Annotated in this window: 21 protein-coding genes; 3 read left to right on the top strand and 18 right to left on the bottom strand. The window is 52.2% G+C overall.

Translation table 11 applies throughout. The annotated features are described in order from the left end of the window. Positions 1-59: 59 nt before the first annotated feature. From NLML1_RS00930 to NLML1_RS00850, 17 genes are all read right to left on the bottom strand, one after another. Positions 60-1001 carry a YunG family protein gene (locus NLML1_RS00930; protein ID WP_285441696.1) on the bottom strand — a complete coding sequence of 314 codons (942 nt, stop codon included), beginning with the start codon at positions 999-1001 and terminating at the stop codon, positions 60-62. Beyond that, a complete protein-coding gene (locus tag NLML1_RS00925; protein WP_285441695.1) occupies positions 998-1786 on the bottom strand; it encodes an inositol monophosphatase family protein in 789 nt (262 codons plus the stop codon). Before NLML1_RS00925 ends, NLML1_RS00930 begins: the two co-directional genes overlap by 4 nt. Then, entirely contained in the window at positions 1783-2307 is a 525-nt protein-coding gene (locus NLML1_RS00920) for a hypothetical protein (protein WP_285441694.1), read from the bottom strand. Before NLML1_RS00920 ends, NLML1_RS00925 begins: the two co-directional genes overlap by 4 nt. Continuing rightward, the gene (locus NLML1_RS00915) at positions 2304-2813 is read right to left on the bottom strand and encodes a ClbS/DfsB family four-helix bundle protein (protein WP_285441693.1); all 510 of its coding nucleotides are present in this window, start codon (positions 2811-2813) and stop codon (positions 2304-2306) included. The genes NLML1_RS00920 and NLML1_RS00915 overlap by 4 nt, the downstream gene beginning before the upstream one ends. Positions 2814-3156: 343 nt before the next feature. Further along, positions 3157-3834, bottom strand: coding sequence for a LiaF transmembrane domain-containing protein (locus NLML1_RS00910; RefSeq protein ID WP_285441692.1), 678 nt, complete (start codon positions 3832-3834; stop codon positions 3157-3159). A 51-nt stretch (positions 3835-3885) separates the two neighbouring features. Then, entirely contained in the window at positions 3886-4497 is a 612-nt protein-coding gene (locus tag NLML1_RS00905; RefSeq protein WP_285441691.1) for a vitamin K epoxide reductase family protein, read from the bottom strand. Then, the gene (locus NLML1_RS00900; protein WP_171270937.1) at positions 4490-4747 is read right to left on the bottom strand and encodes a hypothetical protein; all 258 of its coding nucleotides are present in this window, start codon (positions 4745-4747) and stop codon (positions 4490-4492) included. Before NLML1_RS00900 ends, NLML1_RS00905 begins: the two co-directional genes overlap by 8 nt. Continuing rightward, a complete protein-coding gene (gene nrdR, locus NLML1_RS00895; RefSeq protein ID WP_138076318.1) occupies positions 4747-5199 on the bottom strand; it encodes a transcriptional regulator NrdR in 453 nt (150 codons plus the stop codon). Before nrdR ends, NLML1_RS00900 begins: the two co-directional genes overlap by 1 nt. Beyond that, positions 5200-6390, bottom strand: coding sequence for a cell division protein FtsZ (gene ftsZ / locus NLML1_RS00890; protein ID WP_138076315.1), 1191 nt, complete (start codon positions 6388-6390; stop codon positions 5200-5202). Between the two features lie 53 nt (positions 6391-6443). Next, positions 6444-7667 (bottom strand): cell division protein FtsA, encoded by a 1224-nt coding sequence (ftsA, locus tag NLML1_RS00885; RefSeq protein WP_285441690.1) that lies wholly within the window; start codon positions 7665-7667, stop codon positions 6444-6446. A gap of 21 nt (positions 7668-7688) precedes the next feature. Beyond that, positions 7689-8456, bottom strand: coding sequence for a type I methionyl aminopeptidase (gene map, locus NLML1_RS00880; RefSeq protein WP_285441689.1), 768 nt, complete (start codon positions 8454-8456; stop codon positions 7689-7691). Next, positions 8444-8995 (bottom strand): adenylate kinase family protein, encoded by a 552-nt coding sequence (locus NLML1_RS00875; RefSeq protein WP_162323097.1) that lies wholly within the window; start codon positions 8993-8995, stop codon positions 8444-8446. Before NLML1_RS00875 ends, map begins: the two co-directional genes overlap by 13 nt. Before the next feature lie 23 nt (positions 8996-9018). Further along, positions 9019-9477 carry a GatB/YqeY domain-containing protein gene (locus tag NLML1_RS00870; RefSeq protein ID WP_285441688.1) on the bottom strand — a complete coding sequence of 153 codons (459 nt, stop codon included), beginning with the start codon at positions 9475-9477 and terminating at the stop codon, positions 9019-9021. After that, positions 9477-9695: a hypothetical protein gene (locus NLML1_RS00865; RefSeq protein ID WP_285441687.1), complete on the bottom strand. Its 219-nt coding sequence runs from the start codon at positions 9693-9695 to the stop codon at positions 9477-9479. Before NLML1_RS00865 ends, NLML1_RS00870 begins: the two co-directional genes overlap by 1 nt. A gap of 42 nt (positions 9696-9737) precedes the next feature. Continuing rightward, positions 9738-10883 (bottom strand): alpha/beta fold hydrolase, encoded by a 1146-nt coding sequence (locus tag NLML1_RS00860; RefSeq protein ID WP_285441686.1) that lies wholly within the window; start codon positions 10881-10883, stop codon positions 9738-9740. A 104-nt stretch (positions 10884-10987) separates the two neighbouring features. Further along, positions 10988-12625, bottom strand: a complete 1638-nt coding sequence (recJ, locus tag NLML1_RS00855; protein ID WP_285441685.1) for a single-stranded-DNA-specific exonuclease RecJ — start codon at positions 12623-12625, stop codon at positions 10988-10990. Then, positions 12625-12900, bottom strand: coding sequence for a helix-turn-helix domain-containing protein (locus NLML1_RS00850; RefSeq protein WP_285441684.1), 276 nt, complete (start codon positions 12898-12900; stop codon positions 12625-12627). The genes recJ and NLML1_RS00850 overlap by 1 nt, the downstream gene beginning before the upstream one ends. Positions 12901-13093: 193 nt before the next feature. On the opposite strand from NLML1_RS00850, the gene priA reads away from it, so the two are divergent. Genes priA through fmt form a run of 3 tightly spaced genes read left to right on the top strand, consistent with a single transcriptional unit; the run spans position 13094 to position 16513 of the window. Further along, positions 13094-15037, top strand: a complete 1944-nt coding sequence (gene priA / locus NLML1_RS00845; protein ID WP_285441683.1) for a replication restart helicase PriA — start codon at positions 13094-13096, stop codon at positions 15035-15037. Between the two features lie 23 nt (positions 15038-15060). Then, the gene (gene def / locus NLML1_RS00840; RefSeq protein ID WP_285441682.1) at positions 15061-15636 is read left to right on the top strand and encodes a peptide deformylase; all 576 of its coding nucleotides are present in this window, start codon (positions 15061-15063) and stop codon (positions 15634-15636) included. 1 nt (position 15637) lies between these two features. Then, positions 15638-16513: a methionyl-tRNA formyltransferase gene (gene fmt, locus NLML1_RS00835; protein ID WP_285441681.1), complete on the top strand. Its 876-nt coding sequence runs from the start codon at positions 15638-15640 to the stop codon at positions 16511-16513. Between the two features lie 32 nt (positions 16514-16545). Here the strand turns inward: fmt and NLML1_RS00830 are convergent, their stop codons facing one another. Next, positions 16546-16995, bottom strand: a complete 450-nt coding sequence (locus NLML1_RS00830; protein ID WP_138076289.1) for a DUF5663 domain-containing protein — start codon at positions 16993-16995, stop codon at positions 16546-16548. Between the last annotated feature and the right edge of the window lie 47 nt (positions 16996-17042).

Genomic DNA, 17042 nt, shown 5'->3' with positions numbered 1-17042 from the left:
CATCTTTTGGCGAATCCTCAACAATCTCTTCGTCCAGTATTTCAAGCAGTTTTTGCTCATTATACTTCCTCCCATATTTTACGTTGTATCATCTCAAAAATCGGCACATTATCCTTGTATCCACGCGGCGATATTGGTGACGGATGAAAGATCGGTATAACTCGCGTCCCATGAACAGAAAAACTCTTCCCTGCAACGTCGGTTAGTCTCTGAAACGGCCGATCGATCAGCATCTGCGTTGGGATAGCTCCCATCGTTAGCACTAGTTTTGGACGTAGGATCTTAATTTGCCGCTCGAGAGTCGGCTGGTAAAGCTGAGCCAGCTTCTTCAGGTGACGACGATCTGACGGAAAGCATTTGATCGCCTCTAAAAAGGTCACCGACAGGAGCTCCTTATCAAGGATAGAAAGGAGTTTTTGCATTATCACACCACTTGGCAGCAGCTTTCCGTCTGTATTGTGCCAGGCAACACCACTTTTCACCCAGCCGGTTCGTGCCGGTGCTTCGCCAATAATGACAATGTCATTATTGTCCCCAAACCAAATAGTCTGTTCCTGCAGACAATCATCACCCATACATCCATAATCCACGCTAGCTATCTCGTCAGCCACCTGATCTAATTCCGCTAGAAATTGCACCACCCTCATGTGCAACAACTCATATCGCTGAAGAGTATCTGCATGTCTCAGAATCCGCCCCTTTTCACGTACCGCCGATGTATGATATTCAATTTCACCCCCATCAAATTGCCCCGCCGTGCTATCGACTACCTGGTCATTAATAATATTGAAATAATGAGGCGCGCCAGCCACCATGCACTTTCGTATCTCACCACCACAATGGTCTTGCAATATAAGTGCTGAGACCGCACACTGTCCAGCACTTGGATTATTTGGCGACCAATTATCAAAATAGGACGTCTCGCGCGACCAGCCAACAGAGAGAGTGTTACGGATTTTTGCAATAGAGCTCATGCGCTGCCGTTTCAAGCTATCAATCATAGTTCCCTCATCGCCTCCACTATCTCCTCATGAACGATTCCATTACTTAATACCGCCCCGCAAATATCCTGATCATACCGCTGCTCCCGGCCGAAGAGGTCAGTCACCTTACCGCCAGCTTCCTCGACGATGACTTTCGCCGCCGCAATGTCAACATTTTTGCCCTTCGTGCCAGCAAAGACCGACGCAACAAACCCACCACGCGCTACTAAGGCTGCCGCGTGCGTCGTGCTTCCTAGCGCCGTGACATATGCACCCTTCTCATACGCTAACTTGTGAATCACCCGCATAACATCCCACTCTGCACTCGGCCACCAATCCACGTTCATCCCAGTCATCCCACCAAAAGTCTTCTTATTCACGTAAATCTGTTTACTATTCATAAACGCACCCTGGCCACGCACCGCCCAATACAAATGATCGCTAAACGGCGCATAAATCACACCGACTTCCGGCTGGCCATTAATCACCAACGCTAACGAGAATACCGATACTGGTAACTCCATCGCAAAAGGTGCCGTACCGTCAATCGGGTCACATACCCACACATAGTCCGAACCGCGGCGAGCACTCGCTTCTTCACCGTCAATATCATGGGATGGGTATCGCTCAGCTACTCGCTTGATCACAAGCTGGTTGATTTCCTCATCAGCAATAGTCACAATTGTGTTGTCCGCCTTGAGATGAGCGTCCGGTTTTTTACCGAAATATCGATACATAATGTCGCCCGCTTCGTGTGCTACACTTTTTGCAAAATCAAGCCATTCTTGTTGTTGGTTGGTCACAATTTACTCCTTAACAATATATTTCTTAGTGTCATCACCACTGCATCATCCAGCACTCGCACTCGATCCCTATGCCGATCACTATACCCAAGTGCACCCTTCTGATTTGTATAGAGCGTTATGTGCGGAATGATAAACTCCGCCTGCGGGATCAGCTTGCGAATTGCATCACGCCAAGTCTCTAGTTCATCCCATTGAGCAAGCGCGATAATCGTTTCACGGCCAGTCACGTCATCCTTTAGCTTAAGAAAATCACCGGTCAATTCTGGCTCTGTGGTCATTGCTGCACCAGCTTGACACGACACTTGTTCCAGTCGTCCATAGCCGGCCTCATCGAACCCGTACTCCTCACGCACCGCAAATAACGACAAATGGAATTCATCATCTTTGAGCAACAACCCCACCACCTGACGTGGAAAACCTATCGCACGCACCAAATCAGTCGTATCATACATGATATAATCATGCGTCCGATCAATGACAAAACTCGTAATGCGATTATCCTGCGGTATAATGCTCATCCTCTCTCCTCCATAGCCTTGCGCAACCTACCGTGTGCATTTCGCAATGGCGCGACTGTGTTGAGCTCAATTATCCGTGCCATGGTATACTCTCGTCCACTCGTCTTCGTCCGATACCATACGACGCGGTAGAGGTCGTCTTCTGATGTCTGCTCGATCAGTTGGTCAAGCGCTGCCACCGTTTCATCAAGCTTTGTCAGTACGGCACCATACGCTATATCAGCATATTGCATATAGAACTTTTGCGCTACCGCACCATAGCCAGTGGTAATAATCGTCGGCACCGTATGAGTCTGATGATATACACTACCCCACTCTAGCACCGTGGTAGCCCACCCCAGTAGATAGCTGGCTAGCTGGTGAGTATTCATCATCGTGCCTTTTATCTGCCCCGGAAGCACCAGCTCATCCGCCCAGGGAGCGGCTGCCTCGAGCAGTGGCCACAGCGCCGCACACTCGTGGCGAATGGCGTGCTGCAAGGCTGACTTGTGGGCTGGTATTGGCATGGCTATTCCTTATACAAACAAAAATCACCTCTCTTGACTTCGAGAATCCGCTGGAGGTGTTTCAAGCGGACGGTACCATCTCGATTCCAAAAGAAGTGATTCTTCCGTGGGTTTTGCCAAGTTCACTGGCGCCCACGCACTCTTTTAGCACTCAATTGTCACTTTGTCGCAGCGAGCCACGGCGGGGTCTAATCTCAGCTGATAAAAAGCCGATTTCTTCCCGCAGGCTTCGCGGTTGATAGCCGCTCATTTTGCGTTGGCGCCATCAGAGATATACTCCATCAGGCACACGCAAAAACGCCCTACTTTCATTGTAGCGCGTTTTTACCAAAATCCCAAGAGATTATTTAATTTCCAGACCACCCAAGACGCATTCACCCTTTAGGTAGATCGTCTTTTTGGCGGAAGATTTCGGCGTAGTTTTGTCCTCGCTACCACCCAAAATACCACGTACCTCGTTTTTGACGATCACGTCATCAGGCAAACTAATGCTAGCACCGCCACAAAAGGTAAAGACGTCGATAACTACACCATCCTTGATCTTCGCCTGGCGCAGGTCCAACTCCATACCACCAAATATTACTGCCACGGAGCCACCAGTATAGTCACCTTTCACCCGTGATTCTTCACCATAAAAAATTGCAACTTTTTCACTATCACCATCATCAGCCGCCCGCTTTTTAGGCTGCCGACGGCCTGAACCAATACCAAACACGACCGACAAACCAATAGCAATCAGTATTACCGGCCAGAATGATTTCCACGTACCAATATTAATTACACCATAAGCACTCAGCCCGATCAACACGCCAACAGCTATCAATAACAGCCCCCACACCCAGTCCATCGGTCTGCGATAACTGAATAATAGTATCAATAAGCCAGCAAAGGCCCAAAAAGCGCCCCAAAACAGGGGCCAGCTATTAAAGGTAATAACTCCGAGATTCCGCAGCAGCAAAATCCCGCCGAGCGACACAATGGTAACACCCAAAAACGCTCTAATGAGAAAATTTTTCTTCATATGCCCAGTATACGGATACCAGCACCATTATTCAATACGCCTACTCTTAATTTATGCAAATAGCTCACGCCCAAATGTTGCTAAAATAACAACAACGATCACAACGGTCACTAGCGCCAACAGGAACGTGTCAAATCCCCGGTCGACAAATTTTCTCATACGCCTACCGCCAACCATCCTAGTCACCACATTATATCTAGTCAGTCCGTAACAGACCAGCAGCATACCCGCGTCCAGCGTCAAACACCACGGACACAGCGCACCAATCTCGACATAGCTCATATAGAACATCCAGCCAGCGAACAACAGGCCGACCACGGCGCCCAGCTGTGCACCCCACATAAACCATTTCGGAAACTTCGCACCTGCCAGCAATGCCACCCCGATAGTGACCATCACCGGCAGTGTCATCATACCGATAAAGCTATTAGGGAAGCCGAGCAACGCCGCTGACCAGTGATTTGCCACTACCGAACAACTTATGGCCGCATTTAGATCGCAGTTCAGCACAGCATGCGAATTTTTGGCAAGCGTCAGCGCTTCAATTGACAGTACAAATGAAGCCAGCAAACCCAAACTGCTACCAATCAGCAACGCTAGTGCTGCAAGCCGCTGGCGTCTTAAATTTTTGTCTGAACACCACTTACGCAGCGCATCAAACATAAAAACTCACCTCGCTAATCGTCGGTAGCGGTAATCCGCGCCACATATTCTGCATCTGGCTATCAGCGCTCAGCGCAATAACGGTCGGGTATTCAACGATGTCGTATGTCCGGCAAAAATCGCTGCCCTCAGCCGAATCTGGGTCAAGCTCCTCAATCGTATGTCCCGTCTGCCGACTAAAGTCATGGAGAAAACTGATAACCTGGCGCGCGTAATCACTTTCCGCCCGGTATACGACAACGACTCGCATTATTCTTGTCCTTTCTGGCGACGCTGTTCCAATATCTTGACGAAATCATCCAGCGTCTCAAACTTCTGAAACACGCTGGCAAAACGTACGTACGCCACTTCGTTACGCTTCGCTAATTCGTCCAGTACAAACTCACCTATTTGCCGCGACGGCACTTCTGAGGCGCCCAGCGCATACAATTTATCTTCAACCGCCGTGATAATCGACTCGACTTCCTCGTCAGATTTAAGGAATTTGCCAACTGACTGGCGCACCGCATGCGCGAGCTTGACTCGATCAAATAGTTCACGACTACCATTTTTCTTGATCACAATGAGGTTTGGCTTTTCTACTCGTTCATACGTAGTGAAACGCCGTCCATCCGGCGTCTCGCGGCGGCGGCGAATCGCCACGCCATCAGAAACCTCTCGCGACTCGATCACGCGGCTATCACCAATGTTAAATCCGCTCATTTATTCCTCCTTGTTCTTTTTGCGGCGGCGAAGGAAGGCTGGCGTATCATCTTCGTCCGCCTCATCCTCAGCTGGCTGATCCCAGATGTTATTTTCCTGCTCGGACGTAAAGTCCGTCGCTCCGCTCTGCTCACTGAGCTCCAGATCAATCCCTTCAACCACCTCGTCATCAACCTCAGTCTCTGATTCATGCGACGCTTCACTCGTCAAACTCACCTCATGATCATGATAGGTCTCACTATCGAACCCGGTGGCGATAACCGTGATAATCACCTCATCTTCGAGCTCTGGCTTGAGCGTCGCTCCAAAGATAATATTGGCATCAGGACTGACCGCGCTGGTAATTACCTCAGCCGCCTCCTGAATCTCTGCCATGCTCATGTCATAGCCACCAGTCACATTAAACAGCACACCCTTCGCACCGTCAATCGACACCTCTATCAGCGGACTCTCAATCGCTTGCTGAGCGGCCTGCACCGCCCGATTCTCGCCATCGGCCCGACCGATCCCCATCAGCGCCGAACCAGCCCGACTCATCACCGCCTTGACGTCAGCAAAGTCGAGATTAATCAAACCATGCTCGGTAATCAGCTCTGATATCCCCTGCACGCCCTGGCGCAGCACGTCATCAGCGATCTTGAACGTCTCGAGCAGCGGCGTCCGCCGATCAATCGTCTGCAGTAATCGATCATTCGGAATGGTGATCAAGGTGTCAACTTGGCGGCCCAGGTGAGTAATTGCCCAGTCCGCATTCACCCGACGCTTCTCGCCTTCAAAACTAAACGGTCGCGTCGCCACACCAACCACCAGGATGTCCATCTCGCGAGCGATCTCCGCCACGATATGCCCAGCGCCCGATCCAGTGCCGCCACCAGCACCGATCGTCACAAACACCATGTCCGCACCCTCGAGTGCCTGGCGAATCTCCTCGCGCGACTCATTGGCTGCCGCTTCACCAACCATCGGATCAGCACCGGCACCCAGCCCATTAGTCGTGGTGTGCCCGAGATGAATCTTGACATCCGCCTTGGAATTATGCAGCGCCTGAGCATCAGTATTCATAGCGATAAACTGCACGCCAGCGAGCCCCGCATCTTTCATCCGATTGATGGCCGAACCACCAGCTCCACCGACACCGACAACTTTGATACTGGCAAACGTTTGAACTTCACTTGGTGTAATCTGCGGCATTTTCCTCTCCCTATCTTTCTCTTATCAAGTATACCATCTTTGTCTACTAGCTCCTACTTAAACCTCGCTAGCAATCGACTAATCATTCCTCCGGCTTTCTTTGTCACCGAACCTACCTTGCTCTGCGCGTGCTCGGCCCGCTCAGCCCCCGACCCGTCAATGAGCATCAGACCAATTGCCGCCGCAAACTCCGGCCCATTCGCCTCGTCGCTCACGCCCGCATACCCTGCCGGCACGCCTAGTTTAGCCGCCACGCCGAGGCTATTTTTGGCAAATTCGACCAGATCCTTAACCTTAGCGCCACCACCAACCAGCACCACACCGCTCGGCAGCCGTCCGATGCCGCCGGCCCGCTTCAACTCTTTGGTAACCAGCTCGAAAATCTCCTCATAGCGCGCCTCGACAATCTCATCAATCTCGCTTTGTTCAAACGTATACACCTGTTTGTCGTATTTGGTATCAACCCGACCAGCCTTACCGCCGCCCAGCCGGGCGTGTGCCAATTTGACCGCCTCAGCGATCTCCGGGTCGGTCTTCAGCCCAATCGCCACATCATTTGTCACGTTCTGCGCCCCCATGGGAATCACCGCCACATGCTGCAAATCTCCCTCTTCAAATACCGCCACACCGGTTGTACTACCACCAATGTCGATAACCGCCACGCCGTTCTCAATCTGCGACTCGCTGAGCACCGCTCGCGCCGCTGCCAACACGCTTGGTGTTAGGCTCGAGGCAGTGACATTGGCCATCTCGGCCGAGCGGCGTAAATTCGCCACATACGGCGTCAAGCCCGAGACCACATTTGCCCGCAATTCCAGGCGCGTCCCGCTCATCCCCACCGGATCCTTAATATTATCCTGCCCATCCAGCCGATAGGCATGCGGCACAATCTCCAAAATCTCTCGATTAGCCGGCACCTTCCCGGTCGTCGCCACTTCTTCAATCCGCAGCACATCCTCGTCCGTCACTTCACCGCCACTCATCCCCACCGCGATCATACCATCAGCTTTGGTGCTCAAGATATGCGACCCATTCACACTCAATGCTGCTGCATTGATATGATGACCGCTCATGCGCTCGGCCGCCTCTAACGCCTTGTCAATTGCTGCCGCCGGCCCCGTCAAGTTCGATACCGCACCCTTACGCATGCCGCTATTCTCACTCACGCCGACACCAACAATGTTTGGCAGCCCCGAATCCCCGATATGTCCGACCACGCAGCGCACGGTCTTCGTACCAACATCAATTCCTACCACATATCGAGATTGTTCTTGCATATGCTTAGTATACCAGATCGCCTAGAGTATCGTCAAAATCTCTGCACCCGTCTCAGTAATCAATACGGTGTGTTCAAAATGCGCCCCCAGACTGCCGTCTTTCATGCTAATCGTCCAGCCGTCATTCTCAGTCACAATTTTCTCACCGCCAAGGCTAGCCATCGGCTCAATAGCAATCGTATCGCCAGCGTGCAGCACTGGCCCGGTACCGCGCCGGCCATAATTTGGAATCTCTGGACTCATATGCATTTCTAGTCCCACGCCGTGGCCAACCAGTTCGCGAATGATACCTAATTTAGCCTTCTTCAACACCGCTTCTATTGCCGCTGAAATATCACCAACACGCGTTCCCTCGCCAGAAATCGCATCAATTCCCGCATACAAACTCTGTTCCGTCGCGTGCAGCAAATGCTTCTTAGCGCCGCGCGGCTCTTCGTCAATCACCATAGTAAACGCGCTATCGGTTTTCATACCACGGTAGCCGATCACCAGATCAAAACTCACCACGTCGCCCTTCTCAAACACATAGTCTGTCGGAAATGAGTGCACCAATTGCTCATTGGTCGACACGCAAATCACCCCTGGAAATTTGACTTCATCTGTCAAATATGTTGCTTCCGCGCCAAAATCTTTGATGCGTCCAGCCACGAAGTCATTGACATCCAATTCGCTCATCCCGGCCGTTACCCGCTGGCGCAACTCGTCATAAATCGTCGCCAACATCCGCCCGCATTCGCGCATATCCTTCATCTGCTGCGGCGTTTTCTCACCCGTAATTAAAGTTGGCATGCGTACGCCACCTCTTCATAAATCCGGTCATGTACTTCACCAGCCGTCCCGACGCCGTCCAGATGGACAATCCTAACGCCTGCCTCAGCAAAAATCCCCAACACCGGATACATTTTTTGCCGATAAATCGTCATTCGCCGGGCAATCGCCTCTGGCGTATCCTCCAACCGGCCACGCTTTTCTAGCCGCCGCATAATTTCCGCCTCCGGCACTTCCAGTGAAATCACCGTATCAATCTTCTCACTCATCCGTGCCATATACTCATCCAGCCATGCCGCCTGTTCTTTCGTCCGCGGAAAGCCATCCACAATGATATTTGGATATTTTTTATCGCGCGCATCCTGCACCGCCTGCTCAAACACTTGGTAAATCAACGCATCGCTCACCAGCTCGCCCGAGCGTAAAATATCAATCACCGCCGGATCATTACTTCGGCGCAACATCTCGCCGGTCGATAGCCATTTCCAACCCTGGCGCGCTGCCAACATCTGCCCCTGCATACTTTTACCAGCCCCCGGCGGCCCAAACAATAAGATCATCCTTTGCTCCTTTTTCTGTGTTGTTATTGTTTTGCTAGCGTTTCTTTGGTAATTTTCGCAATCAAGGCGCCGTCAGCCGCATTGCCAGCCTTAGCCTTCACCGCACCGATCACCTGACCCATCTGCTGCATCGTCGCACCCAAATCAGCAACCGCTGCCTCGACCATTACCCGAATCTCATCTTCGCTCAGCTGTTCAGGCAGATACTCCTGTAAAATAGCTGCCTCCTTCTCCTCTGGCTCAGCTAGTTCCGCCCGGCCATTTGCCCGGTACAACTCGGAGCTTTCTTTGCGTTTTTTAACTTCGCGGGCAATAACCTTCTCGACTTCTGTATCGTTTAGGCCCTCGTCACGCTTACCGAGCGACACCTCCTCATTAAGAATTGCCGCCTTTAAATTGCGCAGGACATCACCCCGAAAACGATGCCGCCCTAGAAGAGCGGCTTTCATTTCATTAGCAATACGCGCTTTGAGCGCCGACATTAACGCGTTGCCCCCATACGCATCCTGGCTGTTTTCTCGGCCCGGCGCTCGCGGCGAATAATCGCTTTCTTGCGGCGCTCAATCTTGGAAATCGGCTTGGCAAATCGCATCACCGACTTTGCCCGTGCAAGGACACCGCTCTGCAGCACCTTGCGATTAAAGCGACGAATCACATTCTCGTTCGCTTCCTTCTGATCTTTACGTGTAACTTGTACCATACTTTTTGCATTATAACAGATGAGGAAATATTTAACAAATTACTATTCCAGATCGGCCGAGTATATCGCCGCCAAACTTGCCGGCTGGTTCATATTGGCGTGTGTATGACGAAGGACATCCCATTGACTGATCTCTGGAATATGAGGTATACTGCGTACGCGCTCAACTATCCTTTGAATATCTTCCCACTTGTTTAGATGGCTCAATTCTGGCACTAAAATATCAATCCTCTTTCGCACATTTGGTGCCGCCTCTCGCAAGTCACCCTCAAACGCATTCCGTTTCAATCCAGACGGATCAACCAAGAGCGACTGAATCCAGCCATTCTTTGGTGCTTCAAACGGACGGTTCAACTCCTCTAGACTAAACTGAACACCCTTTGCATATTCGATATCACGGAGACGAGGTACCTCCACGGCAAGCGGTGTCAAGCCAGCTTCTTTAGCTGTCGGAGAAACTGACTCCTTAACATACTTACCATTCTCTGCTCCTTCTTTTCCAAAAAAGCTGACAGCAATATCGACGAGACTCATCTCTCGCGTACCTGTTGGATCATGCAGCCGCAGCTCTGATACTGCCTCTGGTGTCATATTTGCGGCTACTCCCGTAGCTACCCTTGCTCCCAGCGAGTGCCCAGCTACATTGACCTTATCATAATCCCGAGCCACATGTTCCAATACCTTTGCATAATATTCACCTGCTGACGCATAACTACCAGTCTGCCTGATTTCTTTTTGGACCGACTTTGGCAGCATACCAGAATTACCGATTCCTGGACCATTCATTACCATATAGGCAATGTCTGGATTTGCATAAACCATATTGACCGCTTCACGCTGAGCGTTCGGATGACGAAAGGCACCACCCCAGCCATAATACACAGCCTGAAGCTCTTCTGCACTAGGGTCGCCGATTAGCGCAACCTCAATTCCAACGCCACCCAAACCACGAATATAGCGTGGGTTTCTCAACTGCTCAATAACCTTTTCTTTCTGGTCTTTGTTGATATCAAGCCACGGGTTGACCTCCAGCTCTTTAATCCTTTCTGATGATATCTGAATTATTTTGCCATCATGAGACAACTTGTTCTCAGTACCCTCTGCTGCAGGCACTATATGGCTGACTCGTTCTAAACGAAGACCCTCGTCAAAGCTATAGTCTGGTGTTATTTTAGCTGTTTCACTCATGTGCGTAATGCTCCAGTGTGGATTATTTCTTGAGCTAAATTTAGTTATATCATATAAATTGATATAAATCAACCTTGTATCCCTTATAGCGACCCTAATGATGACTATTCCGCCTCACTCACGTGTAGCAACCGTCCTTCAACCGTCCGCACTCCCTGCCATTCGTTGATGGTTGGCTGAAACCAGACTGCCACCTCATCACCTGGCTCGCGGAAAAACTCCTCCGGCGCGTTAAATGCCAGCATCTGCAATACTTTACCATTTTTATCACGCAGCGCCAGCTTAACGTGCTGCCCATCCGCGCCCATCCGTCGCGCGCTCAGCACGCTCGCTGTGGTAATTTTTACTATAGGCTCTGGGTTGCCATTGCCAAACGGCTCCATTTTCGCCAAATTTGCCACCAATTCCTCATCAATTTCCGAAAAATCGTCGATTTCCACATCAGCTCGCGGCAACAGATATCGCTCTTGGTTTGTCAGCTGCAGCGAATCATAAAATTCATTCACCCGCCGGCGAAAATCACCAATCTTTTCAGTCGCCAGCGTCACGCCAGCCGCCGCCCCATGCCCGCCGCCTTTGATAATAATATCATCCGCTGCCCGCACGGCATCTGCCGCTGAAAAATCACCAAAACTGCGCGCCGAACCCGTCGCTTCCTCGCCGCGCTCGCCAATGATAAACACCGGCTTTTTATATTTCTCCACCAGTTTCGACGCCACGATGCCGATAACACCATGATTCCAGCCATCACTACTCACCACCAGCACTCGATCATCAGCCAGCTCCTCGGCTTGCACACACGCTTCCTCAAAAATCGTATCCTGAATGCTGCGCCGCTTGATGTTCAATTCCTCCAACTTCTCACTCGCCTCCAGTGCCGCCAGCCCATCGCGCGCCGTCAGCATGTCTAGCGCGTGCTGCGCTGTCTCCAGCCGGCCTGCTGCATTCATTCGCGGCCCCAGACCGAACCCCAGATGTCTAGCATTGACCTGATCCGGCTCAATACCCGCCATCATCATCAAAGCTTTCAATCCTGGACGTTGTTGTTTTTTCAACACCTCTAAGCCCCAATAGACATTCGCCCGATTTTCATCAGCCAACGTCACAATGTCGCACACCGTCCCTAGCGCCACCAAATCGAGCAGCCATTTTTCATAGCCATCAGGTAAGCCCTCTAGTTCAGTCTGCAGCGCCTGCACCAACTTAAACGCCACGCCCGCCCCACACAAATCACGAAACGGATACGTATGTCCCGGAAATTTCGGATTCACCGCTGCCACGCTCGGCGGCGGCGTCTCGGCCACATTATGATGGTCCGTCACCACCGTATCAATCCCCAAGCTAGCAGCATATGCAATCTCCGCATGGCACAAGCTACCGGTATCTACCGTCACGATCAAATCCGCTCCCATATCGCGCACCTTGTCCACGGCACCCATGGTCATGCCATAGCCCTCAACAAACCGGTTCGGGATGAAAGCGTCAACGCCCTCAAACCCAAACTTACCAAACGCGTCCAGCAGCAGCGCTGTAGCGCTCAACCCATCAATATCATAATCACCGTAAATGACGATTTTTTCACCGTGCTGCCGCGCCTGTCTCAACCGCGCCACCGCCTTTTTCATGTCCGGCAGCAAAAACGGATCATGCTTCACCGCCGTATAATCCGGCTGCAAAAAAGCCTCGCGCGCTGCTCGCGTCGTCAGGCCCCGCGCTGTCAAAATCTGCTCGAATAAGGTCATCAATCTCTATCAACCGAGCCGCGCTTCGGCCGGGCCGCATGTTGCTGCGACTTAATCACCATACTCTGTAATTCCTTGAAAATCGGGAACTGCTTGTTCGTAAAGTATGCCCGCGAATTGCCCTGCTTTTCACTCCTCAGGAAACCAACTTTCTCTAGCCGCTTGAGCTCGCGCTGAATATTGCCGGGGTCTTCCTTGATCAGCTTGGCTAGCCCCCGAACATGCGTATGAAAATCAGGATACTTGGCATACACAACTACGATTTTGCGTCTCACTCGTGATGTAATAAAAATGTCAAGCATTCTCTCCCCATATTCCCTTTCGCTACCACTCAGTGTATCACAATTTTACAACACCCGACAAGCTTTTTTCGACAATTATACGCCCTACAGCCTCAACATACACGCTTACACCATAAAACGCTCATGATTATATTCAGCCGGCCAGCACGGTATAATAAAGCAAGACATGCACTACTATTTGGTATCACCGATCAAGATCATTCGTGCCGATGCGCATTCGTTTACCTATGCACACCCCGAGCGGCTGCCAGTCGGTGCACTCGTGGTTATAGAAGTTGGCTCAGCTCAGTGCGTTGGCATCATTATGTCGGCAGTCGTTAAGCCCGAGTTTACGGTTAAGGAAATCGTCCAGTTTTTAGATGACGCTCCCGTGCCGCTACCACTCGTCCAGACGGCTCTGTGGATGAGTAGCTATTATCATACGCATCTCGCAACCGTCTGGCAAACCATTCTGCCGCGTGGCCTGACGAAGAAGCGCCGTCACCCACCCTTACGCGCCACCGGTCCGCAGGCCTCACAACCACCGACGACAGCGCTCACGCCCGACCAAAGCGCCGCCATCACCGCCATTGACGACATGCTCCCTGGTAGCGCGCTGCTACATGGCGTGACCGGATCTGGCAAAACACGCGTCTATATCGAGCTCGCCCGGCGACTGATAGACGAGGGCTTGTCGTCAATTATTCTGGTGCCAGAAATCGCCCTCACCTCACAGCTCGTTACCGAATTTGCAAGGTATTTCGACAATGTTATCCTCACCCACTCGCGCCAGACCGAGGCTGAACGGCACGTGACTTGGCAACATGTTATCAATTCACGCGACCCGCTCATCGTCATCGGCCCTCGATCGGCCCTGTTCACGCCCGTCCAGCAGCTGGGACTCGTCGTCATTGATGAATGTCACGAACCCAGCTTCAAGCAGGAGCAATCGCCCCGCTACTCGGCGCTGCGTACTGCGGCCATTCTCGCTCGCCAGCACGAAGCCAAGCTCGTCCTCGGCAGCGCCACCCCTACGATCAGCGATTATTTTCTGGCAAAAACTGCTGGCCGGCCCATCATAACCATGCCCTCACCCGCCCGTTCAGACGCCGTCAAGCCGCGCGTCTCGCTGGTTGATATGACCAAGCGCACAAACTTTACTCAGCATTTTTTTCTCTCTGATCAACTACTCTCGGCTATCACTGGCTCGCTCAATGCCGGTCATCAAGCCCTCATTTTTCACAATCGCCGCGGCACCGCCGCTATCACCCTATGCGAACAATGCGGCTGGAATGCCGGTTGTCCGCGTTGCTTTGTGCCGCTCACCCTCCACGCCGACCGGCACCAGCTCCTCTGTCATATCTGCGGTTTCACTGCAACCGTCCCCACCAGCTGTCCCGAGTGTCATCATGCCGATATCATTCATAAAGGCCTCGGCACCAAGCGCATTGAGGCAGAATTACACAAGCTCTTTCCCGCGAGCACCATCGCCCGCTTCGATGCCGATACAAGTACCAACGACGCAGCTGATAAGCGCTACGACGAGCTCAAAAACGGTTCAATTGACATCATCATCGGCACCCAGGTTATTGCCAAGGGTCTCGATCTACCGCACCTGCGTACTGTTGGCGTTGTCCAAGCCGATGCCGGTCTGACACTGCCTGACTTTTCCTCAAGCGAGCGTACCTTTCAGCTGCTGGCCCAAGTCGTTGGCCGCGTTGGCCGCTCCCATCACGCCACTAACGTCATCGTCCAGACCTTTCAGCCGGATCATCCTGCCATCCGCGATGGGCTTGCCCAAAACTACGCTGATTTTTACGCCCGCACTATCGCCCAGCGACGCGCCACTAACTTTCCACCATTCGTCTATCTACTTAAATTAACCTGCGTCTACAAAACCGAAGCCGCCGCCATCCGCAACGCCAAAAAGCTCGCCCAGACACTGCGAGCGGCTGCCCCGGCCGACGTACACATCCTCGGCCCAACACCGGCATTTTATGAGCGCGTCCGCGACACGTACCGCTGGCAGCTGATTCTTAAAAGTCCCCGCCGCAGCGACCTTGTCAGCCTCCTTGATCTCGTACCACCCGCTCATTGGCAGGCTGAGCTCGACCCGACCAGCCTCCTCTAGTCACCTGTGGTATAATAATCACAATGACTAAAGACGATATCATTGCCCTACCAAATCCGCATCTCCGCCAAAAATCAGCTAAAATTCACGTCATCACCGACGAGGTGCGCCAGTTATCAGCCAATATGATCGCGGCCGCTCTTGACTGGGAGGATTCTCGCCCCCACGAGATCAGTGCTGCCCTCGCCGCCATCCAGGTTGATCATCTCGAGCGCATCATCATCGTCCGCAGCGACTTTGACGACAAAGCTACTCGCGAATTCACCACCCTGATCAACCCCGAGATTGTCAAATACGAGGGAGAAATTGTCGCCGATTTCGAAGGTTGCCTCAGCGTCAAGCACGTCTACGGCAAAGTTCCCCGCCACTCCAAAATCCGCGTCAAAGCTCTTGACCTCGATGGCAACGAAATTCGCCTCAAGGCCGAAGGCTTCCTGGCCCGTGTTATCCAGCACGAGATTGATCACACCAATGGCATCGTTTTTATCGACCATATCCGCGACCAGCACGATGCTTTTTACACGCTTGATGATTCTGGTGAATTACAGCCGCTTGATTACGAAGCCGACATCAAAGATAATGCTCAGTTATGGGACTAACATGCCACCAATCATCTTTTTTGGCACCGAAGCGTACAGTCTGATTACCCTTAAAGCACTCTACGAGGCAGGATTTTCCATTCGCGCCGTCATTACCAAACCCGATATGCGTAGCGGCCGCGGCCATAAGCTTACCGAACCACCAGTCAAGACCTTTGCCCGCCAACATGGCATCCTCGTCTGGCAACCCAACAAGCTCCGCGACATTATCCCCGATATCACCGCCCTTCAGCCTGTCGCCGGCGTCCTCGTCGCTTACGGCAAAATCATCCCCCAGTCAATCATCGACCTCTTCACTCCCGGCATTATCAATCTCCACCCTTCGCTACTACCAACATGGCGTGGCCCTTCACCGATCGAGGCGGCCATTGCACACCAAGACTCAGAAACTGGCATCTCCATTATGCAACTTGACGCCCAGATGGACGCTGGCCCGATTTATGCCCAACACCGTCACCCGCTCACCGGCACTGAAACCAAACCGCAGCTGTATGATGAGTTGTTTGCTGCCGGCAGCGACCTGCTCGTGCGCACGCTGCCAAGCATCCTTGCCGGTACGCTTCAGCCGACCCCGCAAAACGACGCCGATGCCACGTATTGCCAGCTGCTCTCCAAGGACATGTCACTCATTGATCCGACGGCAATGACCGCAGCCGCCGCCGATGCCCATGTGCGGGCGTATCTCGGCTTTCCACGTAGTCGTCTGCGCATTCATGGCCGTGAACTCATTATCACTAAAACTCGCGCCTCAGACGCCCCAGCATCGCCGCTGAGCGTCAAGTGCTGTGACGGACGATACGTAACCATCCTCGAACTGATCGCCCCAAGCGGTAAACAAATGACCGCAGAGGCGTTTCTCCGCGGCCATCAAGGCTAAGTTCATGGGCTATAAGGTAGCTAAAAGTCGTTCTAAGCTTGCCCCGGCGCCGAGGATGCACCCATGCCGCCTAAAATAGCCTCGCGGTTAGTTATGATCTCCTTCTTCAGCTCGTCCATTGTCGCTGCCACCACGTCGCGATAATCAGGCCGATTTACCTCTAGCCACTTCGTCGCCGCAAACTCGTCTTTTAGACCCGGATTATTCGGATCAGCCTTGGTCGCCTGCACCAGCCGCTGAAACATCGGCTCCTGCTGGTAATTTGGCGCATGTTTGGCGAGAAACTCATCTACCGCACCCGGTGCCTTATCGATAATGTTCGCAAACTCATCCAGCTGCGCGTCGCTCATCCCCTGACTCAGCCGCTCGCCGACCCGTAGCTCCAACTCGCTATAAATATGCTGTAAAAACGGCTTCTTCTGCTCATCCGGCAGCTGATCTAGTCCTAATTCTTTCAAAAAATTATCGTCTAGTTGGAACATGTCGTCTCCTCGTTTATGGTTCCCGTTCTTTATACCTAGTATAGCAG

This window comes from Candidatus Nanosynbacter lyticus, from assembly GCF_030253515.1.
GTDB classification, from domain to species: Bacteria; Patescibacteriota; Saccharimonadia; order Saccharimonadales; family Saccharimonadaceae; genus Nanosynbacter; species Nanosynbacter lyticus_A.
This window is presented reverse-complemented; position numbering and strand designations above follow the sequence as displayed.

Excerpts from the sequence above, each read along its gene's own strand:
- NLML1_RS00930 (WP_285441696.1), bottom strand. The coding sequence starts at position 1,001 with ATGATTGATAGCTTGAAACGGCAGCGCATGAGCTCTATTGCAAAAATC.
- NLML1_RS00920 (WP_285441694.1), bottom strand. The coding sequence starts at position 2,307 with ATGAGCATTATACCGCAGGATAATCGCATTACGAGTTTTGTCATTGAT.
- NLML1_RS00915 (WP_285441693.1), bottom strand. The coding sequence starts at position 2,813 with ATGCCAATACCAGCCCACAAGTCAGCCTTGCAGCACGCCATTCGCCAC.
- NLML1_RS00910 (WP_285441692.1), bottom strand. The coding sequence starts at position 3,834 with ATGAAGAAAAATTTTCTCATTAGAGCGTTTTTGGGTGTTACCATTGTG.
- NLML1_RS00905 (WP_285441691.1), bottom strand. The coding sequence starts at position 4,497 with ATGTTTGATGCGCTGCGTAAGTGGTGTTCAGACAAAAATTTAAGACGC.
- NLML1_RS00900 (WP_171270937.1), bottom strand. The coding sequence starts at position 4,747 with ATGCGAGTCGTTGTCGTATACCGGGCGGAAAGTGATTACGCGCGCCAG.
- nrdR (WP_138076318.1), bottom strand. The coding sequence starts at position 5,199 with ATGAGCGGATTTAACATTGGTGATAGCCGCGTGATCGAGTCGCGAGAG.
- ftsZ (WP_138076315.1), bottom strand. The coding sequence starts at position 6,390 with ATGCCGCAGATTACACCAAGTGAAGTTCAAACGTTTGCCAGTATCAAA.
- ftsA (WP_285441690.1), bottom strand. The coding sequence starts at position 7,667 with ATGCAAGAACAATCTCGATATGTGGTAGGAATTGATGTTGGTACGAAG.
- map (WP_285441689.1), bottom strand. The coding sequence starts at position 8,456 with ATGCCAACTTTAATTACGGGTGAGAAAACGCCGCAGCAGATGAAGGAT.
- NLML1_RS00875 (WP_162323097.1), bottom strand. The coding sequence starts at position 8,995 with ATGATCTTATTGTTTGGGCCGCCGGGGGCTGGTAAAAGTATGCAGGGG.
- NLML1_RS00870 (WP_285441688.1), bottom strand. The coding sequence starts at position 9,477 with ATGTCGGCGCTCAAAGCGCGTATTGCTAATGAAATGAAAGCCGCTCTT.
- NLML1_RS00865 (WP_285441687.1), bottom strand. The coding sequence starts at position 9,695 with ATGGTACAAGTTACACGTAAAGATCAGAAGGAAGCGAACGAGAATGTG.
- NLML1_RS00860 (WP_285441686.1), bottom strand. The coding sequence starts at position 10,883 with ATGAGTGAAACAGCTAAAATAACACCAGACTATAGCTTTGACGAGGGT.
- recJ (WP_285441685.1), bottom strand. The coding sequence starts at position 12,625 with ATGACCTTATTCGAGCAGATTTTGACAGCGCGGGGCCTGACGACGCGA.
- priA (WP_285441683.1), top strand. The coding sequence starts at position 13,094 with ATGCACTACTATTTGGTATCACCGATCAAGATCATTCGTGCCGATGCG.
- def (WP_285441682.1), top strand. The coding sequence starts at position 15,061 with ATGACTAAAGACGATATCATTGCCCTACCAAATCCGCATCTCCGCCAA.
- fmt (WP_285441681.1), top strand. The coding sequence starts at position 15,638 with ATGCCACCAATCATCTTTTTTGGCACCGAAGCGTACAGTCTGATTACC.
- NLML1_RS00830 (WP_138076289.1), bottom strand. The coding sequence starts at position 16,995 with ATGTTCCAACTAGACGATAATTTTTTGAAAGAATTAGGACTAGATCAG.